Source organism: Pseudomonas sp. MWU12-2345, assembly GCF_023242385.1.
GTDB classification, from domain to species: Bacteria; Pseudomonadota; Gammaproteobacteria; order Pseudomonadales; family Pseudomonadaceae; genus Aquipseudomonas; species Aquipseudomonas gingeri_D.
Genome location: NZ_JALLJA010000007.1, coordinates 225,602 through 244,516, shown reverse-complemented (window position 1 = coordinate 244,516; position 18,915 = coordinate 225,602). Strand labels below are relative to the sequence as shown.

Genomic DNA, 18,915 nt, shown 5'->3' with positions numbered 1-18,915 from the left:
TGTGGCTCACTCCCGCTTCTCGGCCACCAACAGCAATGACTGAGGCGCAGCACTCTGTGGGTGCTGCGGCTCCTGCAAAGCGCTCAACCGAAAACCGGCCATGTCCAGCGCATTGAGCCAACTGGACAGGGTTCGGAAATACCAGGGCATGGCTTGCCACTGCCCCTTGAACCCATCGAAGGTTTCGTTCCGCCAACCATCCTGATAGTCGCCCGCCGCCGCGGTCCATGGATGCAGGGTTTGGATCACCAGCGCGCCGCCAGGGGCGAGCAGGGCGTTCATGGCGGCAAGCAGGGGGATGATGTCCTGGTGCAGCAGGGCAAAGTTGGCGCAGATCAGGTCGTAGTCGCGGCCGACATCCACCTTCGCCTCCACCAACGCTTCGTAGCTGGCCAAATGCACTGGCGAAGAGCCCGCCGCCCGCGCGGCCTCAACCAGCGTCGCATCGCCGTCCACACCAACCGCGTTGATGCCCCGTGTCGCCAGTGCCCGCAACAGCCAGCCCTCGCCACAACCCAGGTCGAGCACACGCTCGGGCTGGCGGCCCAACACCGCCAGCAGGATGGCCTGGTCGGTGACCTGGCGGCGGCTTTCGATGGCGCCGCCGCGAACCGCTTCAATCCAGGATTGGGCGTTGTGATGCCAGCTTTGCAGGAGGGCGGATTCGGGGGCGGGCATTTTGATGTCCGGAGTCGGTGGTTGGATGGAAGGATAGAACAAGTGCAGACGCAGCGGACCTGGATGGCTCGAGAACATAGGCATATGTACTCGAGCATTTGTTACGGATGGACGGGATAGTCGGTATACCCGCCCGCATCGCCGCCAAAGAAGCTGGCAGGATCGGCTGGACTGAGTGGCAGCCCCTCGCGGATACGTCGCGGCAGATCAGGATTGGCCAGGAAGGGGCGGCCGAAGGCGATGATATCGGCGCGGCCTTGCGACACTGCCCGGGCGGCGCTGGCGGGGTCATAACCGCCGGCTAGAATCAGCACCCCGTGCCATATGCTCCGCAATTGCTGGATGATGGCGTCCCAGCGAGGGTCAAATTGCTCATCTCGTACGGTCCCGACGATGGCCGGTTCAACCAGGTGAAGGTAGGCCAGCGACCAATCGTTGAGCCGGTTGACCAGATAGCCGAACGTCTCTTCAGGCGTGTCGTCACCCATCCCCATGAAGCGCCCCATGGGGGTCAGGCGTACAGCTGTTCGCGCGGCCCCGATTTCTGTTGCAACGGCGGCTACGACTTCGAGCAACAGGCGGCTGCGATTTTCGATGCTGCCACCGTAAGTGTCCTTGCGCTGGTTGCTGGCACTATTGATAAATTGGTCAAGCAGGTAACCATTGCCTGCATGGATTTCAACGCCGTCCATTCCGGCCTCAATGGCGTTACGTGCGGCGCGACGGTAGTCTTCCACGATTGTCTTGATGCCATCGATGGTCAGTGCCTGAGGATCAGGAATCTCTCCCCACACACCGTTGCCCTGTTCGTCGACAATGAATGTCTTGCCTGGAACCGGCATCGATGTCGGCGCCACCGGAAGTCCGCCATCCGGTTGGAAGCTGGGGTGCGAGACCCGTCCGACGTGCCATAACTGCATGAAAATCTGTCCGCCGGCCTTATGGACTTCATCGGTCACCACGCGCCAGCCATCAATCTGTTCCTGGTTGTAGATGCCCGGCGTCCAGGCATAGCCTTGTGCTTGTCGAGAGATCTGGGTCGCTTCGGTAATGATCAGGGCAGCGCTGGAGCGCTGACGGTAGTACTCGGCGTTCATGGATGTAGGCACATCCCCCGGCTGGCCGGCGCGTGAGCGTGTGAGGGGGGCCATCGCGATGCGATGTTCGAGTTGCAACGAGCCAACGGCAATCGGTTGGAACAGGGACTTCATGATCTTTCTCCAGTTTGAGTGGGCTGGGCTCAGCCAGCGTGAAGGGTCGGACGGTGGAACATCAGGTGATCGCCCATGGCTTGGCCCTGGGCGAGCAGGCGTTGCCCCAAGGCAATCTGTGCCGGTTCCCAGTTCGCCAGGGCGCGATCCGTGTCGTCTGGGGCCTGGCTCAGGCACCGGGCCAGTTCGAGTGCGTTGAATGCCGCCTTGGAGGTGCTGGCGGCGGTGTGCGGCCGGGGAATGGCGGCCGCATCGCCGAGTAGGACCACCCGGCCATCAACCATCCGCGGCATCGCCAAATCGCGGATGCTTTGCACGAAAGGCTGTTCGGTGGCTTGCACCACTTCCCGAAAAGCGGGGGGCAGCAGCCTGTCGGCTTCCCTCCAGACATGCTCGCGCCATGCCGGCGCGAGAAGCCCTTCCGGTACCGAATAGTCGCGCTTGTGCCCATTGGCGTCGGTCATGAGATCGCCGATGAGTGGCTCCTCGACAACCCGATACCAAACCCAGTTGTAGTAGCGTTGTCCGGGACGAATATCGTTGTGTTCACCGGGTACCAGGTAGCCCAGGATGTGCGAGCCGCCGGCGTTTGCGAAACCGAAGTCACCCGCCAACACCTGGGCAGGCAACTCGGGCAAACGGCTTTCTGGCAGGAGGCCGCGCCAGGCAACATAGCCGGCGTAGCCAGGCTGGTATTCTGGCCAGAGCAATTGACGTACCTGCGAGTTACCGCCATCAGCGGCGACGAGCAAGTCAGCCTCGATGCGCTCGCCGTCTTCGAACACGGCCACCACCCGGCCGGCTTCTGGCTGATCGAGGTCCACCAGGACTTTCCCCTGGTGGTAGCGCTCATTGCCGAAGGCCTGGCGCAAGGTTGTGTAAAGCAGTGACCAGGACGTCTGGACTTGCGGGGCCAAGGTTTTGCTTTGGACACGGCCGTCCGGATACAGCACGGTGCGGTACTGCGAGCGAACGCCCATCTCCAGGTGGGTCAATGGAACGTTCAGCTTGCGAAACGCTTCGACCACCTCCGGCTGCAGCACTACGCCGCCGCCTCGACTGTCGAGGTCGTGGGACGAACGCTCGAAAATATCGACGTCCCAGCCGATCTGGCGCAGCAGATTACCTTCGAAAAGCCCGCCCAATGATCCGCCAATCACCAGGGCACGAGGTGCCCCGGCAGGTCGTTGAGGGTGAGTTGTAAATGTGCCCATGGTAGGTCCTCCTTTTCGACCTACTCTAAGGGCTGGACCGGACGCTGATAATCAGCACTCCTCGCCAAACCGTATTGCGTGAGTTGCAACACCGGTCTGGGTAGAGGCCACCATGACCGCGCTCACGCTCGGTCATGGCGGCCGCACTCAAAGCGACCGGGTCAGGGGCAGTTGCAAAGGCCGTCGGCCAGTGGCGTGGGCCAGGGCATTGCCGAGGGCCGCCGCCATCGGGCCTTGCACGATCTCCGCGGCGCCCAGAAATGGCTGGCCTGGCTGATCGAGCAAATGCACTTCGACACGCCGTGGCAATTGTGGAAAACGCAGGATCGGATAACCGCTCCAGTCGTAACTGCGGACGCCTGCGGCATCAAAATCGACGGCTTCGAACAACGTCCAACTGGTGGATTGCACAATCCCACCCTCTATCTGGTTTCGCAGGCCGTCGGGGCTGACGATCTGTCCGACATCCACGGCCGTGACCACCCGATCAACCACGATGTCACCGGTTTGCGGGTGAACGTTGATCTGCACCGCCAGGGCGCAATACCCCATGATGTTTTTGTACCGCGCGAAGGCAAAGCCGACCCCCACGCCCGGCTTGACGGGCTGGGTTGTCCAGCCGAAGTCGTCCCGCACTCGCTCTATCACCGCTCGAGCGCGAGGGTCATCCAAATGGGCGAGGCGCAAAGCGACGGGGTCCACACCGGCGCGCGCCGCCAGCTCATCCATGCAGGCTTCGATCGCAAAGACATTGATGTGCGCACCCAGGGAGCGCATCGCCGAGGTGCGAAATGGCATCAGGGTGATGAAGTTCATGTCGATACGGGTCGAGGCCGTGTTGTACAGGGGCACGGCGTTACGATCACCGTCGCCTTCCGGTTGTGCGATAGGCACCGATGGGGCCGAGGTGAAGGGTTTGGAGAGCAAGCGCGCCGGTAACAGGCGACCGGCATTGACGATGCGTTCGTTGTGCGGGGTCGTCCACAGTTCGTAGGCCCAATCCTGGATCCGGCCGTCTTGATCCAGGCTTGCCTGCACCTCGGTGATCATGGCCGAGCTGTAGGGCTCCCAGAGGTTTTCCTGCTCGCGCATCCATTGAACCCGCACGGGAGAGCCGGGCACGCGCATGGCAATCAGGGCGGCGTCCGCCGCCGCGTCATCCGCGCCGTTATGGCCGTAACAGCCGGACCCTTCGGTATGGATGCAGCGAACCCGTTCCAGGGGTAAGCCGAGCATTTGCGCGATACCCGCGCGTAGCGGATAGACACCTTGGGAGTGGGTCCAGACAGTGAGCACGTCGTCCTTTAACCAGGCCACCGCGCAGGACGGGCCGATAGAACCGTGCATGAGATAGTGCTTGGTCACCCGTGCCCGATAACCCGGTCCGGGGGCCGCCGCCGGACTGCCCGTGTGGCTGATGGGGTAACGGCGCGATGGCAAGTGCGGGAGCAACGCATGGATGCTGCGTGCATCGGGCAGCGCAACGCCTTCGCTCCATTTCGCCTGCGCATACCCCGCGCGCATCGCCTTCACGGCCTGCCATTCGTCCTTCGCAACCACGGCCAGGTAGTTGCCGTCATGAACGACCTGCACCACACCAGGCAGGCTTTGCAAGGCCTCGGGATCAAACGACAGCAGTTGGCAACCTGGCCTGGGTGGCCGGATGAGTCGGGCATGCAGCATGCCTGGCAAACGCATATCTTGTACGAATGCGGCACCGCCACTGACCTTGGCCGGGATGTCCAGGCGAGGCAGTGAGTGCCCGATCAGGCTGAATTCTCCAGGGGCCTTTGCTGGCGATTTCGGCAGCGCATGGCGATGCAGGTCCACGCCGCCGACGGCCTCGAAGTAGCTCATGCGCTGCCCGTCGGGCCCTTGAATCAGCGCATCACGGGTCACCAGCCCATCAGGCTCGACGTGCCAATGCCTGGCCGCGGACTCCACCAGCAATTGGCGCACCTGGGCCGCGGCATTGAATAACGCCGTGCCACTGTCGACGATGGTGTGACTCCCCGCGGTATAGCCTTCATCGGGTGTCAGCGCGGTGTCGGCAGTCAGCATGTTGATGGTATCGGGCGCCACTTCCAGACGCTCGGCGGCGATCTGCAACAAGGCGGTTTTCACCCCGGTACCCAGTTCGACCTTACCGGTGTAGACGGTTATTCCCTGCGCATCGACGCGTATCCAGGCATCCAGGTAAGGGTTGCTGCGCAAGCTGCCGGCCAGGTCTGGAGCCAGGACCAGCGTGCCGAGGGTATCCACCTCGGTGTCGGCCCATGCATTGCCGGCAACCGGTAGCAGCGAGAACGCCACCAGCAAGGAACCGTTGCGCAGGAAGGCGCGCCGCCCGAGATCGACGTTAGCGTTGCTCTTCATGGTGTGCTCCCGACACGGCGACGGCACGGATGGCCTCGATGATTCGCAAATGTGTACCGCAACGGCAGAGGTTCGGCGCCATGTGAGTGGTGATTGTCTGCTCGTCAGGGTTGGGATCGCGCTCCAGCAGTGCCTGGGCGCGCATCAACATTCCGGCGATGCAGTAGCCGCATTGTGCGGCTTGTTTTTCGATAAAGGCCTTTTGCAAGGCGCCGGGCTGATCGGCTGTACCCAGGCTTTCCACGGTACGGATTTTTTTGCCCTGCACACTTGAGCAAGGGGTGACACAGGAAAAGATCGGCTTGTCGTCGACGATCACCGTGCAGGCGCCACACTGGCCAAGCCCGCAGCCATACTTTGCGCCATTGAGCTCAAGCTGGTTGCGCAAGGCATAAAGCAGGGGCGTGTCGGCGTCGATGTCCAGCACGTGGGACGCTCCATTGACATTCAGGGTCATGCGGCTCATTGCGCATCCTCGCGTAAGTCGTCGATAGTTTCCGGGAGGTCGGCCCAGGGATGATCCGGCTCGGCGCGAGCGCGCAGGTATGTCGCCAGCACCGTGAGTTGGGCGTCGTTGAGAAGGGCGGCAAACGCCGGCATGCCGGGGCCTGAAGCGCCCGGGGTCATGGCGATGCCCTCCCGTACCGTCTTCACGAAGTTGCGCGAACTGGCGGAGCGCAGGGCTGAGGTGTCGGCAAGATCAGGACGCCCGTCGATCAAACGCATGGGGGCGCCTGCGCCATGACAGCCGGCACAGGCCGCCTGGAAGAGGGCGGCCCCTTCATTGCGTGCCGTCGGGTCGAGCGCTCGGGTGTCAGGCGTCGGCGAGGGTGTTTCAGCTGGAGTGTGCGCACCCAGGCTCAGCAGGTATTCGGCAATGGCCTGCACATCACTGACGGGCATTTTCCCCAGGCCCAGGCTGACCGGTCTCATGGGGCCGGCCGCCGCCCCATGATCGGCCGCCACCTCGCCGCGCAGATAGTCCACCAGTTGCTGACTGTTCCAGGGCTTGCGCGCTTGGGCCAAACCCAGCAGGGAAGGCGCCTCCCAGCCATCGACCGTGCCGCCGGCCAGCGATTGCCCGGACTTTTCGGCGCCCAAAAGGTTGAGCGGTGAATGGCATCCCGCGCAGTGCCCGGCCCCTTCGACCAGATACCGGCCTCGATTCCATTGCGCCGTTTGCCCGGACTCCGGTTGTGCTTGTGCGCCATGAAGGAACAGCAGGTTCCAGAACGAAACCAGCGGCCGAATGTTCATGGGGAAGTTCATCTGGTTCGGCCTGGCGGGCGAGTCCACTGGCGGTCCGCTCATCAAATAGGCATAAGCGTCTTTCAGATCGTCCTCGCTCATGCGGCGATAATGGGCATAGGGAAACGCCGGATACAGAAAATGCCCGTCACGGGATACGCCGTGACGCATGGCCCGTTCGAACGCCTCCAGGGACCATTGACCCATACCCGTGCGATCGTCGGGTGTGATGTTGGTGCTGTAGAGCGTGCCAAAGGGGGTCGCCAGCGGGAGTCCGCCGGACAGATACTCGCCACCCGGGCGCGTATGGCAGACCGCGCAATCGCCGGCCTCGACCACCAGCGCTCCGCGCCGGATCTGCTCGGCATTGCGCGGCGCAGGTTGCTTGACGGGGGGCAGGGAGGGTCGCCACATCAGTGCACCGGCTAAAGCGGCGCCACAGACGGCGAGGGTAAGCCCACCTAGCCACAGACCTTTCTTGTTCATGCTTGCTCATCCTTCGCCAGCGTTGTGCTCGAAACGGGAAGGGTAGGCAGGCATGCCGAAGCGGGGTATCACCTCGCCGCGCAACAGTGTGTTGCGCCAACTGCACCTGCGCCGAGCATTGCGCCTCGCGCATCGTAGTGTTGCTCCACCGCCTGATTCCTAAGTTGCAAACAGGCACCTAGGCTAGCGCCATCCATTCAACCCCTAATGAGGTGTGGCCATGTCCCTTGGCAGCTCCACAACGTCTGATCTGAAGGCGACGCCTGTCACGTCGCCAACCCTGTCCACCACGATGGTCGTTTTGCTTGCGTTCTGTTGCGGGGCCGTCGTCGCCAACCTGTATTACGCCCAGCCCATCGTTGAACTGATTGCGCCGCAGATTGGCCTGTCAAGCGAGCACGCCAGCCTCATCGTTGCCTTGACTCAGCTCGGCTACGCATTGGGTCTGTTCTTTTTGGTGCCCCTGGCCGACCTGATGGAAAATCGTCGGCTGGTGGTTGGCTTCTCGCTGGCGGCTTCCTTGTGCCTGGCCGGTGCCGCGCTGAGCCAGACGCCTTCAGCCTTTCTGATCTGTTCGTTGCTGATCGGCCTCACATCGGTGGCCGTACAGATCCTGGTGCCACTGGCGGCGCATATGGCGCCGGAAAAATCCCGTGGCCAGGTGGTGGGCAACATCATGAGTGGCTTGCTGTTGGGGATTCTGCTTTCCCGCCCGATTGCCAGCACGCTCACCGAGTCGTTCGGCTGGCACGGGGTGTTCTTTGGTGCGTCCGCCCTGATGGCGATGATCGCGCTCTTGATGGGGGTTGCCCTGCCGCAACGAATGCCCGCTCACCGTGCCAGCTACGGGGCGTTGATCGGTTCGATCTTCAGCCTCGCGCGCCGTTATGCCGTGCTTCGCGAACGCTCTTTGTATCAAGGATTGCTCTTTGCCAGCTTCAGCATTTTCTGGACGATTGCGCCTGTCGAACTCATCCGTCATCACCATTTCAGCCAAACACAGGTAGCCCTGTTTACCCTGGTGGGCGCGGTCGGGGCGATAGCGGCTCCGATTGCAGGACGCCTGGCGGATGCCGGTCATACGCAGCGGGGTAGCCTCATCGCCCTGCTACTGGCGCCGGCATCGCTATTGATCGCGGCACTGCCGGCCTCGGGTTACCTGTGGCTGGTGGTTAGCGCCGTGCTGCTGGACTTTGCCGTTCAACTGAACATGGTGCTGGGACAGCGTGAGGTCTATGCTCTTGATCCGCATAGTCGCGCTCGCTTGAATGCGGTCTACATGACGAGTATTTTCCTTGGCGGAGCCTTGGGCTCGGTGCTGGCGAGCCCGCTTTACGAACGCCTGGGATGGAATTTGTTCGTCTGCCTGGCTGCTTTGATACCCGCCGTGGCGGCCGTGCTGTTTTTCAGCCGCCTGCGCTTTAGTGCGAAGTTGTGAGGCTTGCCAGCACAACCCTTCAAGGCAAACACGCGAGGCTTGTTCAGAATGCATCCAACCAGGTATATCGGTTGAGCCACTGGGTCCAGTCGCTCACAACATCGGAGTTTGGGCCATGGACAAACTGCTTGCGCTGACTATGTTCGTCGAAACCGTGCGCTGCGGTGGCTATTCTGCCGCGGCGCGTAAACTCGGCGTTTCAACCTCATCCGTCACTCGCCAGGTCGCCAGCCTCGAAACGGAGTTGGGCGCGTCGTTGCTCAATCGTACGACGCGTAGTACCAGCCCCACCGTCGCGGGACAAGCGTACTTCGAAAAGGCTCTTTTTATCCTGGATGCCCTCGCCGAGGCCGACACGGCCGTTGCCGACCGCAACGCCGTGGCCCGCGGGCGCCTGAGGGTCAGCGTACCGGTCGAGTTTGGCCGGCGGGTCATAGCCCCGCACATAGGGCGCTTGCTTGCCCAGTATCCAGAACTCGACGTGAGCCTGTCGCTGAGCGACCAAATGACCGATCTGTTGAAGGAGCGAATCGACCTGTCCGTTCGCTTGGGCTCCTCATTGGCCAGCGAAGACATTATCAGTAAACCGATCGGCCGGTTCGAACGCTGGATCGTTGCAAGCCCCGACTATCTGGCCGGAGCCGGCATTCCCTTGCAGCCACAGGCGCTTTTGAATCACGAATGCTTGCGCTTCGATTACGAGGGCCTGCATCAGGGCTGGGTTTTTCGCAGCCCGGAAGATTGCATTCGCATCAATGTCCAGGGACGGCTTGAAAGCAACAATGCCGATATCCTCCGTGAAGCGGCCTTGAGTGGCCGAGGCATTGCGTTGCTGGCGGATTGGCTGGTGGCCGAGGATGTGCGCCAAGGGCTTCTGACCCGCGTACTCGCCAACTACGAGGCCAACCCGGGCGAGGCCAATGGCATGATCAATGTGTTGTATTTGCCAAACCATCGAGGATCCAGCCGGGTGAAGGTTTTTATCGCCTTTCTCGAGGAAATCCTCAGCTACTGAGGGGGGATGACAGCGCCCACGCAACACTGCATTGCGCTGCGGATATCTACTCGGAGCGAGTCATTTCACCTAAAGTCGGGTCACTGGACATTTCGGTCGATCCACATGAAAAACACGTTCATCGCCTTGGCCTTTGATTTTCTCAATCCCTGGTGTTGGGTCGGTGAAAAACGCCTGCGCCAAGCCATGGCTACCACCGGGGTCATCCTGCCAGTCGACTACCAGGCGTGTCGGTCGCACCCGGCAGCCCAGGTCGGCATGGACTATCGCACCTACCGGGAGAATCGCTTCGGCAGCCAAGCCAAAGGCCATGAAGAAGCCCTTTCCCTTGCCGCCGCGCAGTTCGGTATTTCGTTGGACTTCAGCCTGATCACCACGGTGCCGGATACGGAACGCGCGCTTCGGCTCATGCGGTGGCAGAGGGATAGGGGGCAATGCACCCAAACCCTGTTTGAAGGCATTTACCATGCGCTTTTTTGCGAGGGCAAGGACATCAGCGATCCAGCGTCGCTGGTTGCCTTGCTCCCGCAAGACACCGAAGAGCGGCACCTGGCCATGAACTTTCTGCGCAGCGAAGACGGCGTCAAGGCGCTTGTGGAGGCCGAACGCGAAACCAGCGCATGGTGTGGGCGCCTGACACCAGCCATCCAGTCCGGCGGCACGGTAATCAGCGGCGCGCAGCCATCCGCCATCTTGGCAACGCTGCTCAAACCTCCCCGTAGCCAGCACCTCGTTGCGCAATAGCTACATCAAGGTGCTGGGTGCAATCCCCAGGAGACCCGTCAGGGTGTTCATGATGGCCTGTTGTCTGGTGCGGTTGGCCTGGTGTTCCGCTTCTGCGGCCGCCACATCCGCTTGGCAGTGCGGGCAGGTCGACTCGTGGGGATAGATGTATTGCAAACAGCCACGGCACAGGGCCAGTTGCACGGGAATGCGTCCTTCATCCGGCGATTTCTGCCCTTGATTGGCCCAGGCCAGTTTGATCACCTGACCGCTATCGCTGACGCTGCTGACTTTTTCACCGGTGTCGATACGCTCGGTGATCAGGTCGAAACGCCCGACCGCGAAGGAGGCCTGCGGGGCGTCTTCGATTTTCACGATTCGTTCTCGCAGCCCTTGTTTTTCCAGGTCCAGCGCACGGTAATGGCAGTAAGGATTGTTGCCTGGCTTGCCCAGCAAGGAGTGTGAGGTCCAGGTGCAACCACCGCGGCATACATCGTTGTAGTAACAGCTGCGGCAATAACCCCACAGGTCCTCGACGCCGCGCAGGCGCCCGAAATGCATGCCTTCACTGTAATGCCAGATGTCGTGCAGATTCATGTTGCGCACGTTCCCGCCGGAAAAGCCGACGGTGGCCAGGGAAGGGCAGCCTTTCACCGTGCCATCGGCCTCAAGTGCCAGAACCGTTTGGCCGGCGGCGCAGCCACTCCAATGCACGCGCTCGTCACCAAAGCCGCGCCAGAGATGTTCGTAAGGGCCGTAGTAGCCAATGTTGTTGCCCACGTTCATCAGCAGGCCGCGATCGACCCCCTCCCGGTAAAGTCGCGCCAGCAGCGGCATCACTTCAAGCAACTGGCTGGGTTGTAGCAGTAGCTCCGGGTGATCGACGGCATTGCCCATGGCGACCGTGAGCTGGATCTGCCAGTGAGTGGCGCCCAGCTCGATAATGGTGTCCATGAGCGCCGGCAAATCAGGCAAGGTGGCCGCGCCGATCTGCGTGTTGACGCTCACGGCGAGCCCGGATTGCTTGGCGCGGCGCAAGGTGTCCACGGCCTTGTCGAAGGAGCCCGGGACATTGCGTACCGCGTCATGCAGCGGGGCAAGACCATCGAGCGAAACGCCGACGCCATTGAGGCCGGCGTCGACCGCGGCCTGCATCTTGGCGGGCGTCAGGTTACGTCCGCCTGTTTGTATGGCGCAGTACATGCCGTGATCGTGGATCGCCCGGATCAGCTGCGTCCAGTCCTTGCGCAAATAGGCTTCGCCACCGATCAGGGTGATCTCTCGGGTACCGAGAGCCGCCAGTGAGTCGATCACCTCCAGGCATTCGCGGGTGTTCAGTTCATCGGGACGTCGATGGCCCGCGCGTGAGCCGCAGTGCAGGCATTTGAGGTCGCAGGCCAGGGTGATTTCCCAGACCACATGAACCGGTACGTAGCGTTTGAGGTCGGTCTCACTGAGATAACGGGCAGGGCGGTTGTCTGACATGGGGAAATCCTTGCGCGCGGGCACGGCGCGATACGAGTCCATCGAAGTGTTCGCGCCTTCCCTAGCGTCGATGGCGCGGTTGGATTTGCCTCTGGTTGGAAAGACCCGGGAGAGACCAGAATCGGCCTCGCCCGGGCAAAGCGGACTAGCGTGCTTCCAGGCGCGCGATTTCCGCGTTCAATTGCTCGAGGGCGCTTTGCAGCACACCGTGATGCGCCAGTTGCTGCTCTCCCAGGTGCACAACGGATTTCAGCTGCGCCAGATCGCCACTGGCTTGTGCCTGCTGCACCGCCACGGCGTAGAGCGGCAATACGGGATGCCTCCCAGGCTCGTGCTGCTCGACGGGGGCCTGGCTGACAGCGGCGTGCCTGACGTAATGCTCTTGGCCATGCTCGAAGTAGTTATAGTCGACAAACCCGCTGGCCCAATCCGCGCCGAGGATCCCCTTGAGATGAAACGTCTCGGCGATCTGGCTGGGCGGTCTGCTTGGGCCACCCTCCAAGGTGAGGACAATGTGGTTCTCCACCGAGGCTGTCAGTTTGGCCTCGGAGTAATTGCCCCAGACCTTGGCGCGGAAATTAACCGTTGGGTAGGTACTGGCGAACACACTGGCAATTCCGGTGACGGTCTTGCGAGCGGTATCGACCAGCAGATCGAGGGTAAGTACCGGCGCACCCAGCAGTGGGGTATGGGTGATGAGGCGAGTATGAAAAAGTCCAATCGACATGGTGCAACTCCCTTGATTGTATGCGGACAGTTCAGTCTGATCGCGCCGCCAGTCAGCGCCGCTCCAGCCTGCTGATTTCGCCCTTCGCGGCTTCCAGTGCGCTCTGCAACTGGGGTTGCTGCTCCAGTTGCTGCTTGGCGAGGCCGGCCAGGTGTTTCATCTGGGCCAGGTCGCCGCTGGCAATGGCGCTCTGAATCGGCGCGGCGTACAGGGGCATAATCGGTGGGTAGGGCAGAATGACCGGGCCAGGGCCCATGGGTGGAAAGAAGCGGGATTGCACCGGTTCATTGAGGTGGGCGGGGACATTGTTGACGCTGACCCAGCGCTGGCCATCCTGGTACTGGTAGCTGGCCACGCCTTCTTTCCAGTCACTGCCCACCACCAGGTGCAACTTGAAGTTCACGGCAGTGTTCGCAGTGGGGCCGCCGTGGTTGCCTTGAGCGGTAATCAGGATTTTGCTGACGGCCGGTGACATGACCGTCATGTAGGTGTATTCACCCCAGACATCCGACTGTAGATCGAGCGGCGGGTTGATCGCCTGGGTGACGATGGCAGTACCACTGACACTCTGCTCGGGCGTAAAGACCAGCAGATTGAGCGTCAGGCTTTGTGCCCCGGGGGCCGAGGTGCCAATTCGATAACTGAGTGGGAACAAGCCGACAAGTTGCTGAGTAGAACCAGACATAGTTATTGCCTCCATTGCATTGAGAGAAAGGCCCTAAAGCTTCTCTAAACGGGAAACTTCCTTGGCCAGCTTTTCATACGCGGTTTGCAGGTCTTGCGGTTGCGGCTTCGTTGAGTCACGTTGCTTCAGCAACGCTTTCATCTGCTGCAGATTGCCCTCCTCGATCGCGCCTTGGATGGCGGTCCCGTAAGGAGGTAAAGCGTGGGGCGTTGAACGATTCATAACGATGGATCCTTCCGTGGTGTTGCCAAACCCTCCTTCCGGGAAGGAGGGCACCCTTATGCACGCTGACCCCGTTTCGGGGCGATGTTTTGCCCGTCGACAATGGCCGCTTGCAATTGCGCGTTAGCGAAGGCACCGGTGGTGGGCGACGATTCAATCGCGCCGTTGAGTTGCCCACGCTGACTGTGTAATGTTCGGGGGCGTCTTGATGACCGGATTGTGATGATCGGCGGCCAGGAGGGGATGTGAAAAAAACGTGCGAATCGATAGTACGTTGGTCATCTTTCTATCCTTGAGAGAAAACAACGAAACGCAGGGATCAACTCGTCACTCAGGGCGAGCGAATAGATGATCGCAAGCACAAACCATCCCTGATTTTCTTGGGTATTAGCTGTCGGTAACAGCAGGTTTTCCGATACTCGCAGACTGGCATTTCGCCAGTTACGTAACCCTAGATATGAATTTCCGATCACGCCAAAAAAAGCGCCGAACGGTCATGTCGGTTCATTTTCAGGAAGCGTGCGCTGTGAGCCGTTGTATCAAATGGCGCCCTATAGACCGCAAGGTACACGACAATCGCCAGCTCACCTTAGAGGGCATCAGCCCATGGACAGTAGAATCTTACGCAACCTGATGCGCATCGTGCAGACCGGCTCGTTGTCGGCGGCCGCGGAGCAGTCCAGTTTGACGGTGCAGGCGTTGGCCGCGCAGTTGAACAAGGTCGAAGAGCAGTTTGGTTTTCGCCTGTTTCGGCGCTCCAACAAGGGCTTGACCCTGACCCCCCAGGGCACGGAACTCACGCCCTACATGGACAAGGTGTTGGTCGCCACGCGACAGATGGAAGAGAAAGTCACCGCGCTGAAGGCGCCAGGGCAACGCACCCTGAAGGTGGCGCTCAATACCACGCTGTCGGAGGACTTCAATCGGAGAATGATCGGGCGCCTGATCGAGGTGTTCCCTGACCATCAGCTGGAATTCAGCTACGCCGAGTCGATGGAAAACCTCAGCAAGCTCAAGAACGAAGGCTTCGACCTGGCCGTGTTGATCGGCCCGCAAAAGCTCGGATTGCCGAGTATTGTGCTGCCGGATGTGCATATCCGGGTGGTGGGCGCCCACTGTGGTGATGAGAGCGATCCGTTGGTGCTGCTGGGTAATAAGTTTCTGGTTCGTCCGGCGGATGATTGTCCGTATTCCCACAGTTTCTCGCGCTTTCTCGATGCCGGCCTGGGGCGCTATGAATCCGCCCAGCGGATGATCTACTCCGGCAGCGAAATCCTGACCCTTTCGTTGATTACGCAGATGGACGGCCTCGGCATGGTGTCCCGCGAGGCGGCCCTGCGTAACGGCTTGAGCATCTTTCCTGGTTTCGAGGATTTCCTCGAAGTGCGATTGGTGGTCAACAACCCGGAGTTGTCGAGCCAGGCACTGAACGATGTGGTCGCGTTGGGCCTGCATGAGCGAGTCGCGCACCCTGTACGCAGCCGTTCCAAGCCCGGTATCGAAAATGTGCTTCAGTGATCGGCGGTGTCGTTGGCACTGGTGTTCAACCACAGGCGCAGCTCCGTCTTGAGGAGTTCGCCGTAGCTGTTCTTGAGCAGTACGTTACGCAGTTCTGTCGGGTAGATGGGCGCATCGCCGTAGATGATGGTCTTGATTTCCCCGCCATCGTAGCCTAGGCGGCGGGCCTGTTCGACCATGCAGGTGAACATGGCGGGGGCCACGAACAACGCGATATTGCCGAACCCGCTCGCCAGTTCGAACAGTTCGTCGACCTTGAAGCCGCGAGACTCCGGGACGACATGGCGAGCGGCCCGGCGCACATGGATCAGGTTATAGAGCCCGGCACAGTGAGACATCGGCGCTGCATAGACCACGGCCTCATCGGCGTCGATCGGATCGACATCGGGTGAACAGCCCTGTGACATGGCCGTCAAGTTGCCGTGGCTGAGCATCACCGCCTTGAAGCGATCGGTGGGGCCGCAGGTGTAGAACAGCCAGGCGAGATCATCGGCCTGACGCGGGCAGGGCGTGTCCGGCGGTGAAGTGATTGAGGTGAGTGCGCCCATGTCCTCCCGATCCAGCTCTCGACACACCTGGGGCAGGGCCCCGGGCGCGAACACCTGGCCGCCATCGGTCAAAATCAGCCGGGCCCGGGCATTGCGCACGATCCAGCCGGCCTCGACGGGGTGCAGCTTGCAGTCGATCGGCACCGCCACCGCGCCGGCCCACCAGATGGCATAGAGCAGTTCGAGGTATTCGCAACAGTTCATCATGAACAGCGCGATCCGATCGCCGGGGGCAATGCCGTGCTCGTCGATCAGATACCCGGCACGGTGCCGGACCAGGTCGACAAAGACGCCGTAGTTGGCGACTTGCCGTCGTCCCTCGAACAAGGCCGGACGCTCTGGGTAACGAAGGCCGGCGTCGTCCAGCCAGTTGGCGATATTCATGCTCGGCTCCTGCGTGGCTGATCGCGGATTTCCTGGTCAGTCGTCGACGCCAACTGCCCTGTCTAGAGCGAGCACTACGAGTCTTCACCGCATTGAGCGGCATAGTCCGTCAGGTGTGGATTTGCGTCCATGAGAAATAACTTCAGGCATCTCAAGCGTTGTTTGAATCGCCCTTCAAGGCAAAGTCCGCGGGGTCGAACCGATCGCTCGTGTCCATCCGAATATTTCGCAGCCCCACTGTTTTCAGGTGCGACGCGTATAGGGGTTCCGAGAAATAGCTGATCAGGATGGAGCGACGGCGTGCGCCGATGATGTTCAGACTGCCCGCATGCACCAGATCGACATCAAAGACCAGGATGTCTCCCGCGGAGCCTGAAAGCTGCACGGACCGGGACTCGTCATTGAAATCGAAGGGTGGTTCTTCCTGCCCGGGGCGATGGCTGCCGGGGACGATCCGTGTCGCGCCGTTCCCGGGGCCATAGTCGTCAAAATAAGCCAGGGCGCCGACCATGTCGCCGGGCCGTTGGGCCGACAAGTCGCGGTGCAGCTGTTGATGGCCGCGACCGGCCAGGGGCTCGCGACCCTCCACCTGGGAGAGGAAGAATCGTTCTCCGATCAACTCACCCACCACCGCCAGCAACCCCGGCAGGCGGCACACCGCCTGAACCCTGGAGTCATCGTCCAACAACGAGTGGCGACAATCCATGCCCCGCGGTACTGGCCATTGATCCGACGGTTTCACGCCTGCATCGAATACGGTGCGAAGCTCATCCAGCCACTCGGCCGGGATCGCTCGGCGCAGCAGCACATAGCCCTCTCGATGGAGTTGCTCGCGGTCAGTCATAGTGTCCTCAAGTCCCTTGCCACCCACGCCTCCTGCAGAACCGGCCCATGGCGATTTTGCAGCATACGGGGCTTCCACGGTGGTGACCACACCGGCGGGAGACGTTTGCGCGTCTCCCGTCAAGGGCGGGCTCAGGCGTTGAGCGGGTTCAGCTTGGCGATCAGGACCTGGGCGGTTTCGGTGGACGAGCCCGGGTTCTGGCCGGTGATCAGCAGACCGTCACTGACGACGTGGGAGGACCAGTCATCGCCCTTGGAGTACAGGCCACCGTTGGCGACCAGCATGTCTTCAACCAGGAAGGGCACTACGTCGGTCAGGCCTACAGCTTCTTCCTCGGTATTGGTGAAACCGGTGACTTTTTTGCCTGCAACCAGTGGCGTACCGTCAGGCTTTTTCACGTGGCGCAGCACGCCCGGAGCGTGGCACACCAGGGCAGCAGGCTTGCCGGCAGCCAGGAACGCCTCGATCAGATGGATCGATTTTGGATCTTCAGCCAGGTCCCACAATGGGCCATGGCCACCTGGGTAGAACACCGCGTCGAAATCACCCTGGGAGACGCTGTCCAGTCGCACGGTGTTGGCGAGCAGGGCGGTCGCTACGGCATCGTTCTCGAAGCGGCGGGTCAGGTCGGTCTGGAACGATGGCTCGTTGCTCTTCGGATCGAGCGGCGGCTGGCCACCTTTGGGCGAGGCCAGGACGATATCTGCATTGGCGGCGAGGAAGGCGTAGTAGGGCGCTGCCAGTTCTTCCAACCAGAAGCCGGTTTTACGGCCAGTGTTGCCAAGTGTGTCGTGGGAGGTCAGTACCATGAGAATTTTCATTTTGAGCGTCCTGTTTTCAGTTTGAGGCCGTGGGATCACGACAAATCGAGCGTTTTAATTAGACTGGTCGTCTATGGGCTGGGCGAAGAAAAATTATTGGGCAGCCCTGATGATCAGCTCCGCGACGTGCTGTGGATAGGACAGCATCGCTACGTGGCTTGATGGCACTTTACGCTGTATTCCTTTTTGTCGGGTGGGGTGAATGTGTGGCTACAGTATCTTCCATTAGACCAGTCGTCTAGTATTTTTTCAGGTCTTTTTGCGCAACGCTTCTCATGGGTTTTTTCTACGCGATGAGGTGTCGCGAAAGGACAGTGGATTGACGTTGGGGGGGAGGCTGCGGGGGGAGAGTAACGCGAGCAGTGCAGCACCACGATGGGCGATACACCACTCATGCCATGATTCAGGGCAGGTTGAGAATCTGGCGGGTCGTGGCTATCGCCGTCTCGAAGGGCTGGACACTTTTCGTAATCTTCACCATGACGCTGGCGCCGACCCACAATTGATAGAGGCTCTGCGCAACGTTGCGAGGATTACCGGTGATGGTCAGAGAGCCTTCGGCCACACCGATCTCAATCGCATTTGTGAGGCGATCGATAATGCCCGCCGTGCCTCGCTGGAGCACGGCGCGCATGGTTTCGGAAAGGTCGGCAACTTCCACGCCCAACTTCACCGCCAGGCACTTGCCCTGGCAATTCTGAAAGGACTGGGTGGCCTGCCAGATGTGAAAGTAGTTCAGCAACCGCTGGGCCATCGTCTGGTTGGGCTGGGCGAGCGTCTGATCGATATCGTCGAGGTAGGACTCGAAGTAGTCTTCCAGCACGGCCTCGCCAAACGCGTCTTTCGAGCCGAAGTAGTGATAGAAAGATCCTTTCGGCACACCGGCGGTGGCCAGGATCTCGTTCAGGCCCACGGCGGTATACCCTTTGGCGGCCATGATTCGTTGGCCTACATCAAGGATTCCTTGGCGGACATCAGATGTTTCGCGAGTCTTTGGAGTGTTCATGGGGCGATGGTAGTGGTTCCTAGTCGATCGGTCTACTAGGGGTTCTTGTTTTAACCCCGTCATGCGGCGGGTGTTGGATTTCCAGGTCAATAGATCAACAAGCGCCAGCAAGAGGCCAATCGCATCAACTGATTCGCAGTCCACTGCTCTTGTCAAACACATGCAAATGCTCGCAACGGCCGCGCGAGGTCACGTGCTCGGACCGGATGCCGACCACCACCGAGGTCAAGGGTGGCCGGTCAATGTGTAGGCCCAAGGCGATCTTATGCTCGCCGAGGCGTGTGGC

Annotated in this window: 17 protein-coding genes and 1 pseudogene; 4 read left to right on the top strand and 14 right to left on the bottom strand. The window is 60.9% G+C overall.

Annotated elements, in window-relative coordinates; translation table 11 throughout:
• Window positions 1-6 precede the first annotated feature (6 nt).
• The 6 genes from M5C71_RS16460 to M5C71_RS16435 all read right to left on the bottom strand — a co-directional run bounded on the left by M5C71_RS16460 (window position 7) and on the right by M5C71_RS16435 (window position 7,213).
• A complete protein-coding gene (locus M5C71_RS16460) occupies window positions 7-678 on the bottom strand; it encodes a class I SAM-dependent methyltransferase (RefSeq protein ID WP_248768277.1) in 672 nt (223 codons plus the stop codon).
• Window positions 679-779: 101 nt separating this feature from the next.
• Window positions 780-1,892 (bottom strand): alkene reductase, encoded by a 1,113-nt coding sequence (locus tag M5C71_RS16455; protein ID WP_248768320.1) that lies wholly within the window; start codon window positions 1,890-1,892, stop codon window positions 780-782.
• A 26-nt stretch (window positions 1,893-1,918) separates the two neighbouring features.
• Window positions 1,919-3,103, bottom strand: coding sequence for an FAD binding domain-containing protein (locus M5C71_RS16450; protein WP_248768276.1), 1,185 nt, complete (start codon window positions 3,101-3,103; stop codon window positions 1,919-1,921).
• A 147-nt stretch (window positions 3,104-3,250) separates the two neighbouring features.
• Window positions 3,251-5,479, bottom strand: a complete 2,229-nt coding sequence (locus tag M5C71_RS16445) for a molybdopterin cofactor-binding domain-containing protein (RefSeq protein WP_248768275.1) — start codon at window positions 5,477-5,479, stop codon at window positions 3,251-3,253.
• A complete protein-coding gene (locus tag M5C71_RS16440; RefSeq protein ID WP_248768274.1) occupies window positions 5,463-5,945 on the bottom strand; it encodes a (2Fe-2S)-binding protein in 483 nt (160 codons plus the stop codon). Before M5C71_RS16440 ends, M5C71_RS16445 begins: the two co-directional genes overlap by 17 nt.
• Entirely contained in the window at window positions 5,942-7,213 is a 1,272-nt protein-coding gene (locus M5C71_RS16435) for a c-type cytochrome (protein ID WP_248768273.1), read from the bottom strand. Before M5C71_RS16435 ends, M5C71_RS16440 begins: the two co-directional genes overlap by 4 nt.
• 220 nt (window positions 7,214-7,433) lie before the next feature.
• Here M5C71_RS16435 and M5C71_RS16430 point away from each other — a divergent pair, with 220 nt between their 5' ends.
• The 3 genes from M5C71_RS16430 to M5C71_RS16420 all read left to right on the top strand — a co-directional run bounded on the left by M5C71_RS16430 (window position 7,434) and on the right by M5C71_RS16420 (window position 10,410).
• Complete coding sequence (locus M5C71_RS16430; RefSeq protein WP_248768272.1) at window positions 7,434-8,651, top strand: MFS transporter; 1,218 nt, start codon at window positions 7,434-7,436, stop codon at window positions 8,649-8,651.
• 115 nt (window positions 8,652-8,766) lie between these two features.
• Window positions 8,767-9,666, top strand: coding sequence for a LysR family transcriptional regulator (locus M5C71_RS16425; protein WP_103496832.1), 900 nt, complete (start codon window positions 8,767-8,769; stop codon window positions 9,664-9,666).
• A gap of 105 nt (window positions 9,667-9,771) precedes the next feature.
• Complete coding sequence (locus M5C71_RS16420; RefSeq protein WP_248768271.1) at window positions 9,772-10,410, top strand: DsbA family protein; 639 nt, start codon at window positions 9,772-9,774, stop codon at window positions 10,408-10,410.
• Here M5C71_RS16420 and M5C71_RS16415 read toward each other — a convergent pair whose 3' ends face one another.
• The 4 genes from M5C71_RS16415 to M5C71_RS16400 all read right to left on the bottom strand — a co-directional run bounded on the left by M5C71_RS16415 (window position 10,411) and on the right by M5C71_RS16400 (window position 13,508).
• Window positions 10,411-11,874, bottom strand: coding sequence for a GDL motif peptide-associated radical SAM/SPASM maturase (locus M5C71_RS16415; RefSeq protein ID WP_103496830.1), 1,464 nt, complete (start codon window positions 11,872-11,874; stop codon window positions 10,411-10,413).
• Window positions 11,875-12,019: 145 nt separating this feature from the next.
• Window positions 12,020-12,601, bottom strand: a complete 582-nt coding sequence (locus M5C71_RS16410; RefSeq protein ID WP_103496829.1) for a DUF1842 domain-containing protein — start codon at window positions 12,599-12,601, stop codon at window positions 12,020-12,022.
• 52 nt (window positions 12,602-12,653) lie between these two features.
• Window positions 12,654-13,286: a DUF1842 domain-containing protein gene (locus M5C71_RS16405; protein WP_103496828.1), complete on the bottom strand. Its 633-nt coding sequence runs from the start codon at window positions 13,284-13,286 to the stop codon at window positions 12,654-12,656.
• Window positions 13,287-13,319: 33 nt separating this feature from the next.
• Window positions 13,320-13,508, bottom strand: coding sequence for a DUF1843 domain-containing protein (locus M5C71_RS16400; protein WP_103496827.1), 189 nt, complete (start codon window positions 13,506-13,508; stop codon window positions 13,320-13,322).
• A gap of 606 nt (window positions 13,509-14,114) precedes the next feature.
• Here M5C71_RS16400 and M5C71_RS16395 point away from each other — a divergent pair.
• Window positions 14,115-15,026: a LysR family transcriptional regulator gene (locus tag M5C71_RS16395; RefSeq protein WP_248768270.1), complete on the top strand. Its 912-nt coding sequence runs from the start codon at window positions 14,115-14,117 to the stop codon at window positions 15,024-15,026.
• 86 nt (window positions 15,027-15,112) lie between these two features.
• On the opposite strand, the pseudogene M5C71_RS16390 reads toward M5C71_RS16395, so the two are convergent.
• The 4 genes and pseudogenes from M5C71_RS16390 to M5C71_RS16375 all read right to left on the bottom strand — a co-directional run.
• Window positions 15,113-15,958, bottom strand: a pseudogene (locus tag M5C71_RS16390) (AMP-binding protein); the annotation flags it as partial.
• A gap of 151 nt (window positions 15,959-16,109) precedes the next feature.
• Window positions 16,110-16,802, bottom strand: coding sequence for a phytanoyl-CoA dioxygenase family protein (locus M5C71_RS16385; RefSeq protein ID WP_248768269.1), 693 nt, complete (start codon window positions 16,800-16,802; stop codon window positions 16,110-16,112).
• 131 nt (window positions 16,803-16,933) lie between these two features.
• Entirely contained in the window at window positions 16,934-17,623 is a 690-nt protein-coding gene (locus M5C71_RS16380; RefSeq protein WP_248768268.1) for a type 1 glutamine amidotransferase domain-containing protein, read from the bottom strand.
• Window positions 17,624-18,026: 403 nt separating this feature from the next.
• Window positions 18,027-18,629 (bottom strand): TetR/AcrR family transcriptional regulator, encoded by a 603-nt coding sequence (locus M5C71_RS16375; RefSeq protein WP_152741937.1) that lies wholly within the window; start codon window positions 18,627-18,629, stop codon window positions 18,027-18,029.
• Between the last annotated feature and the right edge of the window lie 286 nt (window positions 18,630-18,915).